Here is a 19,461-nt window from a genome sequence, read left to right on the forward strand (position 1 = left end):
TGGTTCCTTGAGGCGCAGGCATATACAGGAATACGCTCGGTGTCCAGTGCATAGCCCCCTAGACAGGGAGGTGCGCCGTGAGGCCACCCTGGACCCGCTGTCTCCCCGGCCTGCCCGCCTCGGTCACCGAAGCCCGCCGCTTCGTGACCGCCTACCTGCGTGATCTCCAACCCGAGCTCGTCATGCGCGCCGAACTGGTCGTCAGCGAACTGGCCACGAACGCCATCAAGCACACCCATAGCGGGCTGCCCGGAGGAATGCTCTGGGTAACCGTCACCGTCTTCGACACCGCCGTCCGCATCTCCGTGACCGACCAGGGCAGCGTCACCGCGCCTACCGCCGTGGTGGCCGGTGACTGCTCCGAGGGCGGTCGGGGCCTGGCGCTCATGGGGATGGTGGTCAAGGACTGGGGTCACCACTACCAGGGGTCGCACTGCACGGTATGGGCGGTGGTCGACGGGGTCGATCGGGCGTGAGTCCGCGGGGCGTCCCTCGGCTCCGGACAAGTCTGATCGGCCCTTCTTCTTCGCCTGTTTTGTCTATCCCCCTAGACTCGGTGCAGTGGATCGAGGAGGGTGGCATGTCGGATGAGGTCGACCGCATAGCGGCAACCAAGGACCCATTCGTGCTGCTCCGCCTCGCGACTGAACGCCTCGCCGCCGCACAGCAAGAGGTGACCGAACTTGCGCGGTTGCGGCGGCGGGTCATCCAGGATCTGCACAGTCAGGGCCTGTCGTACGCGCAGATCGCCAAGCAGGCCGGCCTGAGCCGGGGCCGCATTCACCAGATCCGCCACACCGGTCCGGCGCCGGAAGGCGCGTTCCTCGGCACCGGGGCCGTGACCGTGGTGACTCCCCTGCGGCCAGACCCGAATACTGGCCGCAGCCATGTCACCCTGGATGACCTGACCGCCGGCAAGCGGCTGGAAGACCTCGCCCGGACCTTCGACCTGGAGGTCGGTTCCGAACACGTCGGCGTCGACGGAGAGATTGACCTCAACCGCTCCGGCCTACTGGTCATCTGCGGTCCCCGCATGTCCGATGCTGTGCGCGAGACGTACGAGAAGGACCCGGTCCTGTCGTGGCGGCGCTCGCCTGAGGGAACGTGGACGCTGCACGACGCCAGCGCAGACAAGACACTCCGGTCCGGTTCGGACGGCGACCCGGCTCGGCCGCATGACATCGGCTACCTCGGCAGGCTCCCCCGCCCGGACGGTAAAGGGACCGTGCTGACGATTGCTGGCGTTCACCCGCCCGGTTCGCTCGGGGTCGTGCATCTGCTCAGCACTGAGATCGCGACGTTGTGGGGGCAAGTCGGTGACCGGCCGTTCTCGGTGGTCGTGGGGGTCGACTACGAACCGGACACCCACGAGCCAGCCAATGTGGAGTTGCTGACGCCGCTGTATCAGCACGAGGACCTGTAGATGCGGGTCTCGCTCCTCTCGGTCCCCGGCTCGCCCGATCGGTCGAATGAGGACTTCGCCGCAGCGTCGCATGACGTCGTCGTACTGCTTGACGGTGCGGGAACTCCCCCTGGGATCGAGTCGGGCTGTTCGCACGGGGTGGCCTGGTACGCCCGCCAGCTCGGCGCCCAACTCCTCGCCGAAGCGGGCACCGCGCCCCGCCGGCCCCTCGCCGACGTACTCGCAGTGGCGATTGAGCGGGTGGCCGCCATGCACGGGGATGCCTGCGACCTCACCGACCCGAATACCCCGTCCGCGACCGTCACGGTCGTCCGGCGGACCGGTGATGACCTGGAGTACCTGGTGCTCGCGGACTCCGTCCTGGTACTCGATGTCCTCGACGGTGACCCGGTCGCCGTGACCGATGACCGGCTGGCCCGGACCAGTCGGAGCCTGCGCGCCGAGATGGACGCGCTGCCGACCGGAAGCCCGGAACACACCCAAGCCCGCAGGGCATACGCCGAAACGCTGGGCTCCTACCGGAACACTGCCGGTGGCTTCTGGGTCGCCAACACCGACCCGGCTGCCGCCGCACATGCTGTCACCGGCTCAGTGCCGCTCGACCGGCTCCGCGCAGTGGCGTTGCTCAGCGATGGCGCGAGCCGGCTGGTCGACCGGTTCCGCCTCACCGACTGGGCCGACGCGCTAAAGATCCTCGCTGATGACGGTCCGGCCGGACTCATCCGCCGGGTTCGGGCCGCTGAAGACAGCGATCCGCGTGGTGAGCGGTGGCCGCGGGGCAAGGCCAGTGACGACGCCACGGCCGTGTACTGCGTGCTCTGACACGCCGAACCGAGATTTTGTCGACCCCCCTAGACAGTTCGCCGAGTCGGTCGTACCTTGGATGCATAGCCCCCTAGACACCGTCGAAGGGATCGATGGATTCACAACTGTCTAGGGGGGTCGACATCAAGGAGAGCGCTACATGGCACTTAGAGGCGGTACTCGCTTCAAGGTCACGATGGCCGACGTCTTCCCCAACGGCTGCCACCTCGTTCCCGCCTCGATCGTGGAGGCGCAGGACTTCGACGAGCGGTCGGGGCGGCGGTCCCCGGCCAAGGACAAGGTCACCGGTCAGCGGGTGTTCTCCTGCCGGGTGATGGACATGGACCCCGAGCTGGACGGCCGGTCCCGGGAGATCGCGGTCAAGATCCTCGCCGACGTTCAGCCGGTCGCGCCGACCGGTGCGCCGTTCGAGCCGGTCGAGTTCGAGGGCATGACGGTCACCCCGTACGTCACCGACAAAGGCCGGATGGCCTTCTCGCTGCGGGCCACCGCGATCACCGCACCCAAGGGCGGCAAGGCGGCTCCGGCTCCTGCGCCCGGTAAGGCGGCGGCCTGATGGGACGCGGACCCGCGCTGTCGCTGCCGATCAACGGGCACTCGGGCGCGGAGTTCCGCAGCTACCCCCGAGCGAACCCGATCTTCACCTTCCGCGCCGGTCACGTGCTCGTCTCGCTCACACTCCCGGACCGGTTGCTGCCCGACCACGTGGCCTTCGCTCGCGCCCTGGCCGACCAGGCGGCGGCGTACGCGGCCGAGGTCGAGCGCATCTACCGCAACGGCAACACCGACAGGAGGACCCGATGACGGAGACCGGCTACACCTACACCACGATCACCGGTCGGCCCGGTGAGCCCATGACCATCGGGACCTCGTTCTACCTCGACCCGACCACGAGCATCCGCCTCTACGGCTCGGGCGACGGCCGGCCGTTCATCGGGATCGACCACGGCCAGGTGAGCGTGAACATCGGGCCGCGCTCCACCTCCGAGATCACGGCCGAGGACGTCGCGGTGATCCGCCGGTTCGCTCAGGCGTCGGCGGAGTTGCTGGCCGAGGTCGAGCGCCTGCACGCCGAGCGGGCCGACCAGTCCGGTCACGCTGCGGCCTGATGCGAAGCGGGGCGGCTGGAAGCTCTCACCCTTCCGGCCGCCCCTGTGATCACCCCACGGCTTCTACTCCTGGAGGAGATCGCCTCATGTCTACCCGACCCAAGCGGCCGCGCTGCGTCGTATGCCGCAATCCGCTGCGCCAGAACACGAAGAACGGCAAGTGCCCGCCGTGCGTGGGTCAGACCGTGCTGTTCCCCAAGCGCACCGCCGAACGCCTCTCCCGGACCTCACGCACCGACGGGGGTGGCCGGTGATGGGCCTTCGCAAGAACGCTCCGTCGGACAACGTGATGGTGCCCGCCACCGCCGACCCGTTCGAGTCGCCCAAGTGGGCGCCGCCCATCTGGCACATGCCCCCGGCGCTGGTCCTGGTGGTCAACCTCGTCCGCGCCCTCGTGCGCCTGGCTGGCTTCCTCGCCCGCCACCCCATCGCCGTGGTGATCGTCGGCGGTCTGGGCGGGCTGACCTACGCCCTCGGATGGCGGCTCGTCGCGGTGCTGGCCGCGTTCGCCGCGGTGTGCCTGGGCTGCTGGGCCGCCTACTGGTGGGACTCCTTCGTCCGCCTCGTCGGCTACCCGGCCCGTGCCCGCTGGCGGCACCTGTTCGTCTACCGGCGGCACTGGCAGCCGGTCATGGTGATGTCCGGGCTGGCGTTCTACCGCAACGCCCGCGAGTACCTGCCCGTCATCAAGCGCGTCGCTGTCACCGCGACCACGGACCGGGTGCTGGTCAAGATGCTGTCCGGGCAGGCACCGGGCATCTGGCGGGACCACGCCGAAAACCTCGCCCACGGCTTCGGGGCTGCCCTGTGCCGCATCCGCACCGCCAGCAGACCCGGATACCTCTGGCTCGAACTGGTCCGCCGCGACGCGCTCGCCGAACCGCTGCCCGCGCTCCCGGTCGGCGCTGAGGACGACCACGCGGTCGACCTGTCGTCTCTGCCGATCGGACGGCGAGAAGACGGCTCGACCTGGCGGCTACGGCTGCTCGGAACGCATGTCCTGATTGCTGGGGCGACCGGAGCCGGCAAGGGCTCGATCCTGTGGGGACTGGTCCGGGCACTGCTCCCGGCCGTACGCGCGGGGCTCGTCCAGGTCTGGGGGATCGACCCCAAGCGCATGGAGCTGGCCTTTGGCCGGGACGTCTTCAACCGCTACAGCGACGACGCATCCGGCGGCATGGTCGAGCTGCTGGAGGCGGCCGTCACCGAGATGCAAAAGCGCGCTGCGCGCTTCGGTGGAGTCACCCGGACCTTCATCGCGACCGCGGCTGACCCGTTCATCGTCGTCATGGTCGACGAACTGGCCTTCCTCACTGCCTACTGCCCCGAACGCGACCTGCGCAAGCGGGCCGATGCGGCGCTGGCCACGCTCACCTCTCAGGGCCGGTCGGTCGGAATCTGCGTCGTGGGCGCTTTGCAGGACCCGCGCAAGGACGTCATCAACATTCGCAACCTCTTCCCGACCCGGATCGCGCTGCGGCTGGATGAGGCCGAACAGGTCGACATGGTTCTCGGTGACGGAGCGCGGGACCGTAGCGCCCTCGCCGACCAGATCTCTCCGATCCCCGAGGTCGGTGCGGGAGTCGGTTACATCCGGCTGGAGGACTCACCCGACCCGGTGCGCGTGCGGGCCGCGTTCGTCTCCGACACCGACATCGCAGCAATGGCCGGCTACCTCGCGGAGGCCGCATGAGCACCGACCACACGACGCCGGAAGCTCCGCACAAGGTCCGGCCGCCGCTCGCTCGTGACGTCGTCAAAGCCGTCGCCGTCGAACACGGCGTGTGCATCCGGCCCGTGGCCATGCGCCGGACTGATCTGGCGACGGGTGAGACGGCGATCGTGAACATGCCGTGCGGTCACACGCTCGCCTCGGTGTGCCCGCCGTGTGCGGAGCGGAAGCGGAAGCTGCGGGCTACTCAGTGCCGGGAGGGCTGGCATCTCGAGAGTGAGCCGGTGATCGAGCGGGCCGACCCGGACGACGAACAACGCTTCTGGATGGAAAAGCGGGCCGAGGTTCAAGCCTGGGCGGACCGTGCTGAGGCGGCCGGTGAGGACGCATCGGAGTGGCGGGAGCTGCTGACCGAGATCAAAGCCGAACTCAGCCGGACCGGCGTCGTCGGCCGCCTCCCGGTCGACAAGCCCGAACGGCCCAAGCGATCGACCAAGCGCCGTCAGGACGTGCCCGACCTTCCCCGCCGTCCCGTCGCTGCCCGGACGGTCGGCAAGGTCTACACCGCTCCGGACGGCAAAACGTTCCGCCCGTCGCTGTTCCTCACGCTCACCCTCGACTCCTACGGGCGGGTGAAGAACGACGGGACGCCGGTCGACCCGGCCACCTACGACTACGCGCGGGCGGCACGGGACGCTTTGCACTTCTCCAAGCTGGTGGACCGGTTCGTCCAAAACCTGCGCCGGTTCGTCGGCTATGACGTGCAGTACTTCGCCACCGTCGAACCACAACGCCGTCTCGCCCCACACCTGCACATGGCAATCCGCGGCACCATCTCCCGCGCCGAACTCCGCCAAGTCGTCGCGGCGACCTACACACAGGTGTGGTGGCCCTCGATCGACCGCGTGATCTACGCGGGGGAGCGCCTGCCGTACTGGGACGCCCAGGCTCGGGCCTACCTCGACCCGGACACCCACCTGCCGCTGACCACCTGGCAGGAGGCACTGAGGACGCTGGATGACGACGACGCCGAACCGCTGCACGTCGGCCGGTTCGGACGCCAAATCGACGCACAAGGCGTCATGGCGGGCACGCCGGAGTCCTCTCGGCTGATCGGCTACCTCACCAAGTACCTCGTCAAGGACATCGCCGAATGCCACCACGCCCAGACGGCTGCTCAAGCCGACCACGCTGACAGGCTGCTGGAGGCACTGCGGTTCGAGCCGTGCTCGCCGACGTGCGCGAACTGGCTGCGCTACGGCATCCAGCCCAAGAACGCCCGGCACGGTCTGACGCCCGGCTACTGCAAGGCCAAAGCACACCGCCGCGAATACCTCGGCTACGCCGGACGCCGCGTGCTGGTCTCCCGCAAGTGGTCGGGCAAGACGCTCGCCGACCACAAGGCGGACCGGAAGAACTGGGTCCTCGCCCGCCTGGCTGAGGCCGGCGTTTCGGCAACCGGCCACCCGGCCCAACCCGGACGCTACGCCTGGGAACTCGCCCCACCCGATGACCCGGACGTCGGGCCGGTCGAACAACGCCTACTCGCCTCCATCGCCGAACGCCTGGAGATGAGACGCCAACTCGACCACGCCAACACCACCCTCGACCTTTCGGCAACTGAGAGGGCCGCTGCCTGATGAACCTCACCGATGACCGACTGCTGACCGTGGCCGAGGCCGCCGAACTACTCAAGACCTCCGAACGCTTCCCCCGCCGACTGATCGCCGAACGACGCATCCGCTTCGTCAAGATCGGCCGGTTTGTCCGCATCCCCGAATCCGCGCTCCGGGAGTTCATCGCCGCCGGACTCGTCGAACCCATGACCGCATCCGGTGTCTGGAGGGCTGCCTGATGCCGAACAAGGACGGCCACCGACGTTTCGGCAACATCCGCAGACGGGAGTCTGGCCGGTATCAAGTGCGCTACCCCGGCCCAGATGGCCGGATGCGAACCGCGCCGGAGACGTTCGCTCGGAAATCCGATGCTGAGCGATACCTCACGCTGGTTGAAGCCCAGATTCTCAACGGCGAGTGGACAGACCCCGACCGCGCCAAGATCGAGCTTGGTGACTACGCAGAAAAGTGGATCGATCAGCGGGCCGGACTGCGCCCACGGACGGTTGATCTGTATCGCTGGCTGCTCGGCAAGTACATCGCTCCTCAACTCGGCGGCGTGCAGCTCGGCAGGCTCAGCACACAGATGATCCGTGAATGGCGGGCGAAGCTTCTCGCCGCTGGCGTCTCGGAGAATCAGGCGGCCAAGGCTTACCGCCTGCTGCGGGCCGTGCTGATGACCGCCGCAGAAGAGGACAAGATCATTCCTCGCAATCCCTGCCGAGTGCGTGGTGCCGGTACCGAGCAGGCGGCCGAACGCCCGGTGCTCACCGTGGCTCAGGTTTTCGAACTGGCCGGACGTGTGGGTGTCCGCCCGGTAGGCAACATCCGCAAGCTCGACTCCGGCGAATACCGGCTGCGGTATCGAGCGGTCGGCGGCCTGATGCGTCGTCACTCGGAGATGTTCCCGACTCGGGCGGCTGCGGCTCGTGCGCTCTGGGACCTGGCCATGGAAGGCAAGGCAGACGCGACCCATGACGATCGGTTCCGGGCACTCGTGCTCCTGGCCGCCTTCGCGAGTCTGCGTTGGGGTGAGGTGACCGCGCTCAAGCGGCGGGACATCGACCTTGCGGCCGGTACGGTCCGCGTCCGCTTCGCCTACACCGAGCAGGACAACGGCAAGATGCTCCTGGGTCCGCCCAAGTCACGCGCTGGTCGGCGGACCGTGAGCATCCCGGCGGCCATCATCCCGGACATCAAGGCGCACCTGGACAAGTACACGAAGCGCGACGATGCTGCCCTGGTCTTCACGGGGATCAAGGGCGGACCGCTGCGACGGAGCGGCTTCAACAAGCTCACGCGCTGGGTCGACGTCGTCCGAACGATGGGCGTTCCCGGCCTGCACTTCCATGATCTCCGGCACACCGGGAACACGCTCGCGGCCGACATGGGCGTCTCGCTCCGGAACCTGATGGCGCGCATGGGCCACGACAACGAGCGGGCCGCGCTGATCTATCAGCACGCGTCCAACCAGGCTGACCGGAAGATCGCCGAGGGACTGAACGCGCTCGTTGAGGGTGCTCGCCGGTCGGATGACGGGGACGGCGACGAGGACGACGGAACGGCCGGTGTGCTGGCCCGCATCGGCTAATGGCCCGCTAATGGCCCGACGGCCGGTTACCCGCCCTTTCAAGATCAAAGCCCAGGCTGGGGACGTCTCCCTTGCCTGGGCTTTTCGCCTGGCCGGGGGCACGTTCTAGACCGTACCCCCGGACCGAGCGGGTGACGGGAATCGAACCCGCGCTACCAGCTTGGGAAGCTGGAGTTCTGCCATTGAACTACACCCGCATCGGCCGCCTTCTCAGGTGACCGCTCGCACATGCTACCGGAAGCCGCGCCCTCCGCGCCCGGCGGTTCGGCTCCGGGGCGGATCACGGCTCGCGTGGAGGCCGACGCGGAGCCGGTGGGCGGCTGATCAGGGCCCGCGTTTACGTGTTGGGCGGTCGCACCCGGTAGTTTCTTGTCGTGCTGCTCTCCGATCGTGATCTGAAGGCCGAGATCGAGTCCGGGCGGATGAAGATCGATCCGTACGATCCCGGGATGGTCCAGCCGTCGAGCATCGACGTGCGCCTGGACCGCTATTTCCGCGTGTTCGAGAACCACAAGTATCCGCACATCGATCCGGCGGTGGAGCAGCCCGACCTGACCCGGCTCGTCGACGTCGACGCGGATCAGCCGTTCATCCTGCATCCGGGGGAGTTCGTGCTGGCCTCGACGTACGAGGTGTTCGGTCTGCCGGACGATCTGGCCGCGAGGCTGGAGGGGAAGAGCTCGCTCGGGCGCCTGGGGTTGCTGACGCACTCGACGGCCGGGTGGATCGACCCGGGGTTCTCCGGGCACGTGACGCTGGAGCTGTCGAACGTCGCGACGCTGCCGATCAAGCTGTGGCCGGGCATGAAGATCGGGCAGATGTGCCTGTTCCGGACGAGCTCCCCGGTGGAGGAGCCGTACGGTTCAAAGCGTCACGGGTCGCGCTACCAGGATCAGCGTGGTCCGACGCCGTCGCGGTCCTACCTGAACTTTCACCGCACCCGCATCTGAGCGATCCATCGACCCGGCGCCCGCCCGAGAGGCCGGCGGTGGTCCTGTCGCTTCCGCCGGAGGCGTGGCGGCGGCTCGCCATTATCCGGTACGGCGGTTTTTCGGCTGAACGCCCACTCAACGGCTTTTGTGGACGTACTCACTGGCCTAGGGAATTGACCAGCCTCCTTAGGGTGCCGCGCCCGCCCTCTCTTCCACGGTGCGCCGTTTGCCCTGGTCAGCGCCTTATGGACAACGCTCAAGGTCCCGAGCTGGACAACCAGGCTATTCCATTGTCCAGCCACAGCGGTTTTTGGATAATCAGTTCCTTATACAGGTCCTACCGATTCCTCGCCCCTACGGCGAGCCGTTACGGAAGGACCTGTAATGCGTCATCGACCCATCGCGCTGCGGCGTCTGATCCTCGGGGTCGCGGCCGCGATCACCGCGACCCTCACGACGGGGGTCATCGCCGCCACGACGTCCGCGCACGCCGGCACCTGCGCGGCCCGCGATCCGCGCTCCGGCGCCTGCACGTCGCCCGTCTCCTACAGGGTCCAGGGGACCGACGGCACCCTCGCCGTTCAGACCGTGCCCGAGGTCGGCCACGTCAAGACCCATGTGAAGGAGGGTGCCACCATCGGCGTGGTCTGCCAGATCAACGACGGCGGCACCGACCCGTACGACCATCTGTACAGCCGTACCTGGGACTTCACCACCGCGGGCGGCTGGGTGTACGACCACTACGTCACCACGCCGGCCCAGGACGCGAACGGCTGGTCGCCCGGGGTCCGTCACTGCGGTGCGCGCTCCACGATTTCCCGCCCCACCAGGACCACGCTCTACAACGGCTTCACGACGCGGGCGGCGTCGCTCGACCCGTACGCCTATCCCTGGCCGGCGCAGAACGCCTGGGTCGCCGACGGTCACGGCTACTACGAGGGCGAATGCACGTCCTTCGCCGCGTGGGCGGTCCGCTCCGACGGGCTGCGCCACACCGCGTCCCCGGACTGGCTGGGCAACGCCGGGCAGTGGCGGGCGGCGACCGACGCGACACCGCATGTCGGTGACGTCGCTCAGTGGGACGGCGGTCGTAACGGAGCCGGCGCGAAGGGCCACGTCGCCTATGTCGCGGCCGTCTACGGCAACGGCACGATCAAGGTCGAGGAATACAACTGGGGCAATTTCCACCGATTGAACATTCGCACCATTCCCGCCTCCGCCCCGAGCCGTTTCCTGCACTTCTGAGAAGAGGACGCTGAATCATGCCATTCAAGGCGATCGTGTCGACCACGGCGGTCCTCCTGTCCGCCGCCCCCATCCTTCTGACCGGTGCCCCGGCGCGGGCCTGCACGACCGATCCCGGCACGGGGGAGTGCGCGCCGGCGCCGGTGCACTACCGGATTCAGGGAACGGACGGAACGCTGAGCGTGCAGCGCTCCCCGCGCGTGGGCGACCCCCTGCGGGAACTGAGGGAAGGCGACCAGGTCTCCGTCGTGTGCCAGACCGCGGACGGCGGCGCCGACCCGTACGACGGGCTGACCGGTCACACCTGGGACAGGCTCGCGGACGGCGGGTGGGTGTACGACCACTACGTCACCACCCCGGCGCAAGGCGATGACGGCCGCTCGCCCGGGGTACCGCCGTGTGAGGCCGAGGCGCGGAAGACCACCCCCGTCGACACGGACGACGGCTCGAAGCCGTTCGTGGCTCTCGGCGACTCCTACGCCGCCGGCACCGGCACGTACCAGGACGACGACCCGGGGAACACGGGCACCTGTCATCGCTCGACGGCGACCTACTCCTGGATGTACGCGAAGTCGTACCGCCTGCCGTCCTGGGTCGGCGACACCCGGCCCGTCCTGTCGGCCTGCAACGGCGCCACGACCCACGACATCACAGAGCACAACGGCGACCGGCCCTCTCCGCAGGTCACCGATCGCGAGGCGCTCGGCGCGAACACCCGGCTGGTGACGCTCACCATCGGCGGGAACGACGTGGGCTTCGCCGACATCCTGGGCAAGTGTCTCGATGGCGCGTTCAAGACCGACGCGGCCGTGCACGACTGCTGGGATGGGGAGCTCAAGGGCGCCGACGACAAGATCGCCGGCGCCGGTCTCCGGAACGGCCTCAGGAACGCCTACACGGCGATCACTTCTCGGGCGCCCAAGGCGCACCTCGTCGTCCTGACCTACCCGGACATCTTCCCGGCCCAGGTGCAGGAGGGTTGCGGTGACACCCTGGGCTACGGGACGAAGATCAGCCAGGCCGACCTCGATCACGTGCACCGTACATGGCACGGCCTGAACGCCCTCATCACGCAGGTGGCGAAGCAGGCCGGTGCCGCCGTCCTCGATGAGGAGGGGGCCTTCGCGGGGCATGACGTCTGCACCGGCGCGGACCACCGCTACGCGAACGGGCTCATGCAGGGCAGGCACGACCACAACACCGCGAGCCTCCGGGCGCGTGACGACGAGTCCTACCACCCGACCAAGGCGGGTTACGTGCGCGAGGCCGACGACCTCGCGCACTTCGTCTCCTTCACCTGGGGCGACTGAGCCGGCTCCGGTCAGGCCCACCCGGCGTCCCCGGGTGGGCCTGGCGCCTCGTCTCGGCCCGCCCTCTGCTCCGCTCAGGCGGCGCCGGGACCGCCGCGGGAAGCCCCTTTCCGTGGCCGACTGCCCGGGATCGCCGCAGGTCAAACCGATCATTAGCGGTTTGTGATGGTTCACACACGTACGTGCACCAAGGTAAACGTGACGATAAGGTGCCTTGACGCATGACCCAATCGATTGGTTCACGATCAGGGGAGTGACGTGCGTCACTTCACCGACTGGGTCGTACAGGCGAACCGCGGCGGGGCGGGCACCGGCGGTTCGCGCAGATCGCCGCGCGGTCCGACGGGGGGCGACGGGCCCTGGGACGACGGCCCTCGGACGGCGGCGCGGCCGGACGGAAGGACGACGTGCCCAGAATCCGCGCGCAACACGTGTCAAAGGTCTTCGGTCGCCGATCGGCCGAGGCCCTCCGCAGGATCCGGCAAGGCGCCGACCCCGATGAGCTCCGCCGGATGGGCGTGACCGCGGCCGTCGCGGACGTCTCATTCGAGGTGAACGAGGGCGAGATCTTCGTCGTGATGGGGCTCTCGGGTTCCGGCAAGTCGACGTTGATCCGCATGCTCAACGGCCTCTTGGAGCCGACGGCCGGCAGCATCGAGATCGACGGTGTCGACATCACGGCCATGGGCGGCAAAGAGCTGCGCCGGCTCCGGCAGGAGAAGATCAGCATGGTCTTCCAGCACTTCGCGCTCTTCCCTCACCGCACCGTCCTGGAGAACGCGGCGTACGGACTCGAGGTTCGGAACGTTCCAAAGCAGGAGCGGCTGGCGAAGGCCAAGAAGTTCCTGGACCACGTCGGTCTCGCGGGCTGGGAGGACCGCTACCCCGACCAGCTGTCGGGCGGGATGCAGCAGCGGGTGGGAATCGCCCGGGCGCTCGCCGCCGAGACGGACATCCTGCTCATGGACGAGGCGTTCAGCGCGCTGGACCCGCTGATCCGGCGGGAGATGCAGGACCTGCTGCTCGACCTGCAGGGCGAGCTGGGCAAGACGATCGTCTTCATCACGCACGACCTCAACGAGGCGATGCGGCTCGGCGACCGGGTGGCGATGCTCCGGCACGGGCGCGTCATGCAGATCGGTACCGCCGAGGAGATCCTCACCGACCCCGCCAACGACTACGTCGCGCAGTTCGTCGCCGACGTCGACCGCACGCGGGTGCTCACCGCCCGCTCGGTGATGGAGAAGCCGATCGCCCTCGTGGACGCGAACGGCGGCCCCCGCGCGGCCGTGCGCGTCCTCCGTGAGCAGCAGGCGTCGTTCGCGTTCGTCGTGACCCGCGACCGGCGGCTGGCCGGCGTGGTGTTCGCCGAACCCGCGGCCAAGGCCGTACGCGAGGGGCGGAACACCCTCGCCGGCATCGTCGAGGACGGCCTGCACACGGTCGACCCCGACACTCCCGTGGCGGAGCTGTTCCTGCCCTGTGCGGAGAGCCCGCTGCCCGTGCCCGTCACCGACCAGGGCGGGAAGCTCCTCGGCGTGATCCCCCGCGTCACCCTGCTCACGGCGCTCGGTCACCTGAGCACCAACACCGGCGACTTCCCGGTCGTACGGGACGAGCCCGCCTCCGAGGAGAGCGGCCCCGTCTCCGAGGAGATGAGCTCTGCCTCCAAGGAGAGCGGCTCCGTCTCCGAGGAGCTGATCGCCGATGCCTAGGATCCACCTCGGCGTCTGGGTCACGGACGCGGTCGACTTCCTCACCAAGCACGGCCGGCCGGTGTTCGGCGCGATCAGTGACGTGGTCGGCGGCGTCGTCCACGGACTGAGCCACCTGCTGACCGCGCCGCCGTCACTGGCCCTGGCGGCCCTCATCGCGATGCTGTGCTGGTGGCTGCGCGGCCTGCTCGCGGGCGTCCTCACGTTCGTCGGCCTGCTGGCCATCGGCACGCTCGGGCAGTGGGACGCGGCCATGGAGACGCTCGCGCTCGTCCTCGTCGCCAGCCTCGCCGCTCTCCTCGTCGGCATCCCGCTGGGCATCCTCAGTGCGCGGATACCGTCGGTCGGCGCGGTGGTCCGTCCGGTGCTGGACCTCATGCAGACGATGCCGGCCTTCGTCTACCTGATCCCGGCGATCTCCTTCTTCGGCCTCGGCGAGGTGCCGGGCGTCGTCGCCACGATGATCTTCTCCATTCCGCCGGGCGTGCGCCTGACCGAGCTCGGCATCAAGCAGGTCGACAAGGAGATGGTCGAGGCGGCCGAGGCGTTCGGCACGCCGTCGGCGCGGGTCCTCACCCGCGTCCAGCTGCCCCTGGCCCTGCCGACGATCATGACCGGGGTCAACCAGGTCATCATGCTCTCGCTGTCGATGGTGGTCATCGCGGGCATGGTCGGCGCCGCCGGGCTCGGCGCGAACGTCTTCGCCGCGATCACCCAGTACGACCTCGGGGCGGGCGCCGAGTCCGGCGTGGCGGTCGTCCTACTGGCGATCATCCTGGACCGCATGACCGGCGCTCTCGGGCAGCGCCTGGCGCCGACCGCGCGGCGGCACGCCGAGCGGGCCGCGCAGGGCGGCGTGTCCTCCGTCCTGCGGTACCGTCCGCGGCCGGCCATGGCGCTGTCCGGCGTCGTGGTGTTCGCGCTGCTGGCCACGACACTCGGCGTCGCGGGCTCCGGCGGGGGCGGCAAGGGCAAGCCGATCACGATCGGCTACATCCCGTGGGACGAGGACGTCGCCGTCACCCAGCTGTGGAAGACGGAGCTGGAGAAGAAGGGCTACCAGGTCACCCTCAAGCAGGTCGACATCGGGCCGATGTTCGCCGGGCTCGGCCAAGGGGACATCGACCTGTACCTCGACGCGTGGCTGCCCGCGACGCACGCCGACTACTACAACAAGTACAAGGACAAGCTCCAGGACATCGGCGTCTGGTACCAGAACGCCAGCATGCAGCTGGCCGTTCCGAAGAACGACCCGGCCAACTCCGTCGCCGACCTCACGGGGCAGAGCGCCCGGTACAAGGGCCGCATCGTCGGCATCGAGCCGGGCGCCGGCGAGATGAAGATCGTCAAGAACAAGGTGATGCCCGCGTACGGGCTCGGCGACTACAAGCTGATGGAGAGCAGCACGGCGGCGATGCTGGCGGAGCTCAACCGTTCCGTGCAGAGCAATCAGCCGATCGTGGTGACGCTGTGGAAGCCGCACTGGGCGTACAGCAAGTTCCCGATCAAGGTGCTGGCCGACCCGAAGAAGGCCTTCGGCTCCGCGGAGCAGGCCCACGTCATCGGCCGTGCGGGCTTCTCCAAGGACTTCCCGGAGGTGAGCGCCTGGCTGAAGAGGTTCCGGATGTCCGACCCGGAGCTCTTCCCGCTCGAGGACCTGGTCATCAACCAGAACAAGAACGAGCCCGCCAAGGGTGTCGCCGAGTGGGAGAAGCAGCACCCGGACTTCGTCAAGCGGATGACAGCTTGATCAGGCCGCCTGCGCTCTGACGTACGGCACGGGCCGCCCCCGGAGACTCCGCCGGGGGCGGCCCGTGATTCTTTCCACAATCGGTGGCCAATCACTGGCAAAGCCGATAGTTTCGGACGACGCGTTACCGATCAGTTCGGTTGACGTGGGCCATCTGTGGCCTTCGTCACACCTGATGGGAAACGTTAGGGCGGTGCCATCTCATATCCCCGCTCCCCCGAGATGGCACCGCCTTTATTCATGCCCGAACCCGGATGCGGACGCGGACCGGGACGCGGACCCGGATCTGGACCATGCGGAGGGCCCGCCACCGGATCACCCGTGACGGGCCCTCGGCGTACGACGGCGCGCCTACTCGGCGGCCGCGGGCTCGGGCTCCGGCTCGCCCTTGACCGACTTGATCAGCAGCTGGGCGACGTCGACGACCTCCAGGGACTCCTTGGCATCGCCGCTGTTCTTCTTCTCGTTGATGGCGTCGCCGAGCATGACGAGGCAGAACGGGCAGGCCGTGGAGACGGTGTCCGGGTCGGTGCCCAGCGCCTCCTCGACGCGCTCGGTGTTGATGCGCTTGCCGATGCGCTCCTCCATCCACATCCGCGCGCCGCCCGCCCCGCAGCAGAAGCCCCTCTCCTTGCAGCGGTGCATCTCCTGCGTCTGGACGCCCGGCACCTGGGCCATGATGTCGCGCGGCTGGGCGTACACCTTGTTGTGCCGGCCCAGGAAGCACGGGTCGTGGTAGGTGATCTTCTCGTCGATCGGCGTGACCGGCGTGAGCTTCCCGGTGTCGACCAGGTGCGACAGCAGCTGGGTGTGGTGCACCACCTCGTACGTGCCGCCGAGCTGCGGGTACTCGTTGGCGAGTGTGTTGAAGCAGTGCGGGCACGAGGCGACGATCTTCTTGACGCCCGCCTCGTTGAGGGTCTCGACGTTCTGCTGGGCGAGCATCTGGAAGACGAACTCCATGCCCAGGCGGCGGACCGGGTCACCGGAGCAGGCCTCCATCGGGCCGAGCACCGCGAACTTCACGCCCGCGATGTGCAGCAGCTCGGCGATGGCCTTCGTGGTCTTCTTCGCGCGGTCCTCCAGGGCGCCGGCGCAGCCGACCCAGAAGAGGTACTCGGCGTCCTCGGGCATCTTCTCCTCGACGACCGGCACCTCGAAGTCGAGCTCCTCGATCCAGTCGAGGCGCTTCATCTCGGACATGCCCCAGGGGTTGCCCTTGTTCTCCAGGTTCTTGAGCATCACGCCCGCCTCGGACGGGAAGCTCGACTCGATCATGACCTGGTAGCGGCGCATGTCGACGATGTGGTCGATGTGCTCGATGTCCACCGGGCACTGCTCGACGCAGGCGCCGCAGTTGGTGCAGGACCACAGGACGTCGGGGTCGATGACGCCGTTCACGTCCGCGCCGCCGACGAGCGGGCGGCCGGCCTCCTTGAGGACGTCCTCGGGGAGGTTCTCCCGCTCGGCCTCGGAGGCGAAGATGTACGGCGCCTTGGCCTGGGCGTGGTCGCGCAGGTCCATGATCAGCGTCTTCGGCGAGAGCGGCTTGCCGGTGTTCCACGCGGGGCACTGCGACTGGCAGCGGCCGCACTCGGTGCAGGAGGCGAAGTCGAGGTAGCCCTTCCAGGTGAAGTCCTCGATCTTGCCGCGGCCGAAGGTGTCCTCGTCCGGGTCGGCCTCCTCGAAGTCGATCGGCTTGCCGTCGCTCATCATCGGCTGCACCGCGCCGAGGCCGTCCGGGCGGCGCTTGAACAGGACGTTCAGCGGGGCGACGAAGATGTGCAGGTGCTTGGAGTTCAGCACGAACAGCAGGAACACCAGCATGACGCCGATGTGCAGCAGCAGCCCGACCGACTCCAGCACCTCGGCGGCGTCGTGGCCGAGCCCCTTCAGGCCGTTGCCGACCAGGTGCGACATGAACGCGGCGTTCCCGTACGGGAAGTTGCCCGTGGCCACGCCCGCGCCCCGGAACAGGAACATCGTCCAGATCACGTTGAAGATCATGAACAGCGTGAACCAGGCGCCGCTGAGGTGCGAGCCCTTGAAGCGGGACTTGCGGTCGAGCTTCTTCGGGGAGTTCTTCACCCGGATCGTCGTGAAGACGATCAGGCCGAGGAACGCCGCCACCGCGATGAAGTCCTGCAGGAACCCGAGCACGGCCCACTTGCCGACCAGCGGGATGTGGAAGTCCAGCCCGAAGAACAGCGCACCGTACGCCTCGAGGTAGACCGTCGCGAGAATGAAGAACGCCCACATGACGAAGAGGTGGGCGAGACCGGGCACGGTCCACTTGAGCAGCTTGCGCTGCCCGAAGACCTCGACGGCCTGGAGCTTGACGTCCTCACCGACGCTCGCCTTGGCGAGCGCGATGCGGTCGGGGGCGGGCTGGCCGTTCGTCGCGAGCCTGTAGAGGAACAGGACCCGCCGAACCGCGAACACCAGCGCGACCACCGTTGCGGCAAGCCCGATGATCAACCTGAGAACCAATGTTCCGTCCTCCTGGGGTACGGCGTCGGCAATCAGCGTACGGCCGGCAACTGACAGCCATCGACATGGGACCCCAGGAGTCTACCGAGCAGTAACTTCATGTGTCACCGCCCGGTGCGCAGCGGCGGGATCGCGGGGACCTCCTGCGCCGCCGCGATGTCCTCCGGCGTCAGGCGGAACGCCTCCGGATACGCGTCCCGGCGGGTACGGCGCTCCGGCTCGGTGGTGCGCCACATGTAGAGGCACCGCCCGCACTGCAGCACGTCCCACACGCCCGGCACGGGCGACGTGGCGACGTGGTCGACGGTCTCGTACGCGCAGCGCGGGCAGATCACGGTGCTCATCGGACTCCCTCCGAGCGGAGCGCCTGCAGCCGGCGCACCCACTCCCCGGTCTCGGGCAGGTCCCGTACAGGGCTGCCGAAGTGCCCCCGGTCGTCGGGGAAGACCGGGGTCGTGGCGTCGACGAGCAGCTTGGCGATCATGCCGGGCGGCGAGGACGCCGGGTCCAGCGGCACCACCGGGAGGCCCGGGACGGTGATCACGTCGACCGCCGGGTCGACCTTGGCGGAGACGGCCCACATCACCTGGCGCAGGTCGAACGGGTCGACGTCCTCGTCCACGACGATCACGACCTTCAGGTAGCCGAGCCCGTGCGGGGTCGTCATGGCCCGCATGCCGACCGCCTTGGCGAAGCCGCCGTACCGCTTCCTCGTCGAGATGATCCCCAGCAGGCCATGGGTGTACATCGCGTTCACCGCCTGCACCTCGGGGAACTCCGCGCGCAGCTGCTTGAGCACCGGCACGCAGGTGTTCGGGCCGACGAGATAGTCGATCTCCGTCCACGGCATGCCGAGGTACAGCGACTCGAAGATCGGATCGGTCCGGTACGAGACGCGGTCGACGCGAATCACCGGCATCCGGCGGCCGCCGGAGTAGTGGCCGGTGAACTCGCCGAACGGCCCCTCCAGTTCCCGCCGGCGCCCCTCGATCACCCCCTCGACGACCACCTCCGAGCCCCAGGGCACGTCGAAGCCGGTCAGCGGCGCGGTGGCGATCGGCGCGGGCGCACCGCGCAGCGCGCCCGCCATCGCGTACTCGGACTGGTCGTACGCCATCGGCATGCCCGCGACGATCGAGATCACCGGGTCGTTCCCCAGCGTGATCGCGATCGGCAGATCCTCGCCCCGCTCCTCCGCCTTGCGCAGGTGGATGGCCACGTCGTGGACCGGGACGGGCTGGAACGCCAGCCGGTTCCGGCCCATCACCTCGATCCGGTAGATCCCGACGTTCTGCCGGCCGAAGTCGTCGGGGGCGTCCGGATCGCGGGAGACGACGGCCGCCTTGTCCAGGTAGAAGCCGCCGTCGCCGTCGTTGAGCCGGAACAGCGGCAGCACCTGGAAAAGGTCGGCGTCCGGCCCCTCGACCGTGTTCTCCCGCCACGGGGCGTCCTCGCGGCGCTCGGGTGCCACCGGGAAGTCGTCCCAGCGCCGGGCGAACTCCTCCACCTGCTCCCGGATCGGGGTGTCCTTCGGCAGGCCCAGGGCGAGGGCGTGGTTGGGCCAGGACCCGTGCACGTTCAGGACGATCCGGGCGCCGGTGAAGCCCGTGACGTTGTCGAACCACAGCGCGGGCGCCCCCTCGCCGATCCGCCCGGCGGCGTTCGCCGCGGCGGCGAGGTCCGGCTCCGGGAGCACCTCGTCGGGTACGCGCAGCAGCCGGCCCTCGCGCTCCAGGGTGTCCAGGAAGCCACGTAGGTCGTCGTAGGCCATCGGAGGTCCCCT

The 19,461-nt window shown here is 68.6% G+C and carries 19 protein-coding genes and 1 tRNA gene; 16 read left to right on the forward strand and 4 right to left on the reverse strand.

What is annotated here, in order from left to right:
* Positions 1–77 precede the first annotated feature (77 nt).
* The 11 genes from NE235_RS17530 to NE235_RS17580 all read left to right on the forward strand — a co-directional run bounded on the left by NE235_RS17530 (position 78) and on the right by NE235_RS17580 (position 8,236).
* Positions 78–476 carry an ATP-binding protein gene (locus NE235_RS17530; RefSeq protein ID WP_252804121.1) on the forward strand — a complete coding sequence of 133 codons (399 nt, stop codon included), beginning with the start codon at positions 78–80 and terminating at the stop codon, positions 474–476.
* A 104-nt stretch (positions 477–580) separates the two neighbouring features.
* Positions 581–1,423: a sigma factor-like helix-turn-helix DNA-binding protein gene (locus NE235_RS17535; RefSeq protein ID WP_252804123.1), complete on the forward strand. Its 843-nt coding sequence runs from the start codon at positions 581–583 to the stop codon at positions 1,421–1,423.
* A complete protein-coding gene (locus NE235_RS17540) occupies positions 1,424–2,245 on the forward strand; it encodes a protein phosphatase 2C domain-containing protein (RefSeq protein ID WP_252804125.1) in 822 nt (273 codons plus the stop codon). It begins immediately after the preceding gene.
* Between the two features lie 142 nt (positions 2,246–2,387).
* Positions 2,388–2,804, forward strand: coding sequence for a plasmid replication, integration and excision activator (locus NE235_RS17545; protein WP_252804127.1), 417 nt, complete (start codon positions 2,388–2,390; stop codon positions 2,802–2,804).
* Positions 2,804–3,052, forward strand: a complete 249-nt coding sequence (locus tag NE235_RS17550) for a hypothetical protein (RefSeq protein ID WP_252804129.1) — start codon at positions 2,804–2,806, stop codon at positions 3,050–3,052. The genes NE235_RS17545 and NE235_RS17550 overlap by 1 nt, the downstream gene beginning before the upstream one ends.
* Entirely contained in the window at positions 3,049–3,357 is a 309-nt protein-coding gene (locus NE235_RS17555; protein ID WP_252804130.1) for a hypothetical protein, read from the forward strand. Before NE235_RS17550 ends, NE235_RS17555 begins: the two co-directional genes overlap by 4 nt.
* An 86-nt stretch (positions 3,358–3,443) precedes the next feature.
* Positions 3,444–3,611, forward strand: coding sequence for a hypothetical protein (locus NE235_RS17560; RefSeq protein WP_252804133.1), 168 nt, complete (start codon positions 3,444–3,446; stop codon positions 3,609–3,611).
* The gene (locus NE235_RS17565) at positions 3,611–5,050 is read left to right on the forward strand and encodes an FtsK/SpoIIIE domain-containing protein (protein ID WP_252804135.1); all 1,440 of its coding nucleotides are present in this window, start codon (positions 3,611–3,613) and stop codon (positions 5,048–5,050) included. The genes NE235_RS17560 and NE235_RS17565 overlap by 1 nt, the downstream gene beginning before the upstream one ends.
* Positions 5,047–6,669: a replication initiator gene (locus NE235_RS17570; protein WP_252804137.1), complete on the forward strand. Its 1,623-nt coding sequence runs from the start codon at positions 5,047–5,049 to the stop codon at positions 6,667–6,669. The genes NE235_RS17565 and NE235_RS17570 overlap by 4 nt, the downstream gene beginning before the upstream one ends.
* On the forward strand, positions 6,669–6,884 hold the full coding sequence (locus NE235_RS17575; RefSeq protein WP_252804139.1) for a helix-turn-helix domain-containing protein: 216 nt from the start codon (positions 6,669–6,671) through the stop codon (positions 6,882–6,884). Before NE235_RS17570 ends, NE235_RS17575 begins: the two co-directional genes overlap by 1 nt.
* A complete protein-coding gene (locus NE235_RS17580) occupies positions 6,884–8,236 on the forward strand; it encodes a tyrosine-type recombinase/integrase (RefSeq protein ID WP_252804141.1) in 1,353 nt (450 codons plus the stop codon). The genes NE235_RS17575 and NE235_RS17580 overlap by 1 nt, the downstream gene beginning before the upstream one ends.
* Positions 8,237–8,362: 126 nt before the next feature.
* Here the strand turns inward: NE235_RS17580 and NE235_RS17585 are convergent.
* Positions 8,363–8,433: transfer RNA gene (locus NE235_RS17585), tRNA-Gly, on the reverse strand.
* Between the two features lie 177 nt (positions 8,434–8,610).
* Here NE235_RS17585 and dcd point away from each other — a divergent pair.
* The 5 genes from dcd to NE235_RS17610 all read left to right on the forward strand — a co-directional run bounded on the left by dcd (position 8,611) and on the right by NE235_RS17610 (position 15,188).
* Complete coding sequence (dcd, locus tag NE235_RS17590) at positions 8,611–9,186, forward strand: dCTP deaminase (RefSeq protein ID WP_252804143.1); 576 nt, start codon at positions 8,611–8,613, stop codon at positions 9,184–9,186.
* Positions 9,187–9,552: 366 nt separating this feature from the next.
* Positions 9,553–10,413: a CHAP domain-containing protein gene (locus NE235_RS17595; RefSeq protein ID WP_252804145.1), complete on the forward strand. Its 861-nt coding sequence runs from the start codon at positions 9,553–9,555 to the stop codon at positions 10,411–10,413.
* 17 nt (positions 10,414–10,430) lie between these two features.
* On the forward strand, positions 10,431–11,723 hold the full coding sequence (locus NE235_RS17600) for a GDSL-type esterase/lipase family protein (protein ID WP_252804147.1): 1,293 nt from the start codon (positions 10,431–10,433) through the stop codon (positions 11,721–11,723).
* Between the two features lie 431 nt (positions 11,724–12,154).
* Complete coding sequence (locus tag NE235_RS17605) at positions 12,155–13,438, forward strand: quaternary amine ABC transporter ATP-binding protein (protein WP_308206099.1); 1,284 nt, start codon at positions 12,155–12,157, stop codon at positions 13,436–13,438.
* Positions 13,431–15,188, forward strand: a complete 1,758-nt coding sequence (locus NE235_RS17610) for an ABC transporter permease/substrate binding protein (protein ID WP_252804152.1) — start codon at positions 13,431–13,433, stop codon at positions 15,186–15,188. The genes NE235_RS17605 and NE235_RS17610 overlap by 8 nt, the downstream gene beginning before the upstream one ends.
* Before the next feature lie 351 nt (positions 15,189–15,539).
* Here NE235_RS17610 and NE235_RS17615 read toward each other — a convergent pair whose 3' ends face one another.
* From NE235_RS17615 to NE235_RS17625, 3 genes are all read right to left on the reverse strand, one after another.
* Positions 15,540–17,678, reverse strand: a complete 2,139-nt coding sequence (locus NE235_RS17615; protein ID WP_252804154.1) for a (Fe-S)-binding protein — start codon at positions 17,676–17,678, stop codon at positions 15,540–15,542.
* A 104-nt stretch (positions 17,679–17,782) separates the two neighbouring features.
* Complete coding sequence (locus tag NE235_RS17620; RefSeq protein ID WP_252804156.1) at positions 17,783–18,022, reverse strand: non-oxidative hydroxyarylic acid decarboxylases subunit D; 240 nt, start codon at positions 18,020–18,022, stop codon at positions 17,783–17,785.
* Positions 18,019–19,449 carry a non-oxidative hydroxyarylic acid decarboxylases subunit C gene (locus tag NE235_RS17625; protein WP_252804159.1) on the reverse strand — a complete coding sequence of 477 codons (1,431 nt, stop codon included), beginning with the start codon at positions 19,447–19,449 and terminating at the stop codon, positions 18,019–18,021. The genes NE235_RS17620 and NE235_RS17625 overlap by 4 nt, the downstream gene beginning before the upstream one ends.
* Positions 19,450–19,461: the final 12 nt, after the last annotated feature.

The sequence above is a fragment of the Actinoallomurus spadix genome, from assembly GCF_024055725.1.
In the GTDB taxonomy this organism is placed as follows: Bacteria; Actinomycetota; Actinomycetes; order Streptosporangiales; family Streptosporangiaceae; genus Actinoallomurus; species Actinoallomurus spadix.

Coding starts and splice junctions, on each gene's coding strand:
- NE235_RS17535 (WP_252804123.1), top strand. CDS start 581: ATGTCGGATGAGGTCGACCGCATAGCGGCAACCAAGGACCCATTCGTG.
- NE235_RS17540 (WP_252804125.1), top strand. CDS start 1,424: ATGCGGGTCTCGCTCCTCTCGGTCCCCGGCTCGCCCGATCGGTCGAAT.
- NE235_RS17545 (WP_252804127.1), top strand. CDS start 2,388: ATGGCACTTAGAGGCGGTACTCGCTTCAAGGTCACGATGGCCGACGTC.
- NE235_RS17550 (WP_252804129.1), top strand. CDS start 2,804: ATGGGACGCGGACCCGCGCTGTCGCTGCCGATCAACGGGCACTCGGGC.
- NE235_RS17555 (WP_252804130.1), top strand. CDS start 3,049: ATGACGGAGACCGGCTACACCTACACCACGATCACCGGTCGGCCCGGT.
- NE235_RS17560 (WP_252804133.1), top strand. CDS start 3,444: ATGTCTACCCGACCCAAGCGGCCGCGCTGCGTCGTATGCCGCAATCCG.
- NE235_RS17565 (WP_252804135.1), top strand. CDS start 3,611: ATGGGCCTTCGCAAGAACGCTCCGTCGGACAACGTGATGGTGCCCGCC.
- NE235_RS17570 (WP_252804137.1), top strand. CDS start 5,047: ATGAGCACCGACCACACGACGCCGGAAGCTCCGCACAAGGTCCGGCCG.
- NE235_RS17575 (WP_252804139.1), top strand. CDS start 6,669: ATGAACCTCACCGATGACCGACTGCTGACCGTGGCCGAGGCCGCCGAA.
- NE235_RS17580 (WP_252804141.1), top strand. CDS start 6,884: ATGCCGAACAAGGACGGCCACCGACGTTTCGGCAACATCCGCAGACGG.
- NE235_RS17595 (WP_252804145.1), top strand. CDS start 9,553: ATGCGTCATCGACCCATCGCGCTGCGGCGTCTGATCCTCGGGGTCGCG.
- NE235_RS17600 (WP_252804147.1), top strand. CDS start 10,431: ATGCCATTCAAGGCGATCGTGTCGACCACGGCGGTCCTCCTGTCCGCC.
- NE235_RS17610 (WP_252804152.1), top strand. CDS start 13,431: ATGCCTAGGATCCACCTCGGCGTCTGGGTCACGGACGCGGTCGACTTC.
- NE235_RS17620 (WP_252804156.1), bottom strand. CDS start 18,022: ATGAGCACCGTGATCTGCCCGCGCTGCGCGTACGAGACCGTCGACCAC.
- NE235_RS17625 (WP_252804159.1), bottom strand. CDS start 19,449: ATGGCCTACGACGACCTACGTGGCTTCCTGGACACCCTGGAGCGCGAG.